Annotated in this window: 1 protein-coding gene; it reads left to right on the top strand. The window is 39.3% G+C overall.

What is annotated here, in order from left to right; all coding sequences use genetic code 11:
• Positions 1-98 precede the first annotated feature (98 nt).
• Positions 99-1,265 carry an IS256 family transposase gene (locus tag GJU40_RS20425; protein WP_154309889.1) on the top strand — a complete coding sequence of 389 codons (1,167 nt, stop codon included), beginning with the start codon at positions 99-101 and terminating at the stop codon, positions 1,263-1,265.
• Positions 1,266-1,472: the final 207 nt, after the last annotated feature.

Consider the following 1,472-nt stretch of genomic DNA (forward strand, 5'->3'; position numbering starts at 1 on the left):
GATTAAGTCCATATAATTGTGTAAAAAGAAAGAGTCATTTTGTTCCTTCTTGTCAACACTGTTTTCAACGACGATAAACAATGAGAAGAGGAATAAGAATGACTCAATTACAGTTTAACCTAGATTTAGACGTTTTAAAAGAAGCTGTTATAAACTCCAATATTGAAGCGGTAGTTCGATCGGCTATTGTTCTTGTGCTAAATGAATACATGGAAAAAGAAAGAGATGAATACCTACAAGCTGCTGCTTATGAACGGAATACGGAACGCCTGGATTATCGTAATGGCTATTATGAACGTGACTTTACGATGAGTATCGGGAAGCTAAAGCTTAAAGTACCACGCACTCGAAATGGCGAGTTCTCTCCTTCCGTTTTTGAGAAATACGCACGATGTGATCAAGCCTTTGTCCTCTCTATGATAGAAATGGTGATTAACGGTGTTTCCACTCGTAAAGTTACCCATATTGTGGAACAGCTTTGCGGGGAAAACGTTTCAAAGTCGTTTGTATCTACCCTTACTCAGAAGCTTGATCCTATCGTTAATGACTGGGCCAAGAGGCCCCTAAATGGTTCCTACTATCCTTTTATCTTTGTGGACGCTATGTATATTAAGGTGCGGGAACATCATCGAGTGGTTTCCAAAGCGGTCTATATCGCGACAGCCCTAACGGATAACAACACGCGTGAGATTCTTGGCCTTCAAGTGGATCATGTGGAGAACTATGAAAGCTGGTGTCGCTTTTTCCAACAACTTAAATCTCGTGGACTTCAGTCTCCCAAACTCGTGATTTCAGACGCTCATCAAGGTCTACAAAAAGCTATTCTACGGGAGTTCATCGGTACTAGCTGGCAGAGGTGTAATGTACACTTTAAACGTAATATTATCCAGAAACTCCCTAAGAAAGATACAGGAGAAATTAGGACGATGATTAAGCGTATTTTTGAAGCTGTAACTATAGAGGATATGAGAAATTTCAAAGAGGAACTCATGAGCAGGTTTGCCGAAAACTCTAGGTACGCAGCTGCCTTAAAAGTTCTGGATGAAGGTTTTGAAGATACGATTCAATATATGGAACACCCACTAGCCATCCGACCACATATTAGAAGTACGAATTCTTTAGAACGGTTAAATCAAGAGGTACGTAGAAGAGAAAAAGTAATACGAATTTTTCCAAACACACAGTCAGCTTTTCGATTAGTAGGAGCAGTCTTACTTCATTATCAACAAACTGTTTATGCAAAAAGAAAGTCCCTATCCAGATAGCCTTTACTATTTGAGAGAACTTCCATGATGGATTGTTTCATAGCCAGAATGAGCTGTCAAAGTGAGGAGCCTTTGACAGCCCACCCTGTCTATGAAGGAATAAAACCATGGAAGTTTCGCTCAAAAAATGTAAGGGGATAATTCATATAACCATTTAACTGTTGAAAACACTTGTAAGGAATTTTACACAATATTAAGGACTTGACT

Source organism: Metabacillus lacus (genome assembly GCF_009674805.1).
Lineage (GTDB): Bacteria > Bacillota > Bacilli > Bacillales > Bacillaceae > Metabacillus_C > Metabacillus_C lacus.

Excerpts from the sequence above, each read along its gene's own strand:
- GJU40_RS20425 (WP_154309889.1), top strand. The coding sequence starts at position 99 with ATGACTCAATTACAGTTTAACCTAGATTTAGACGTTTTAAAAGAAGCT.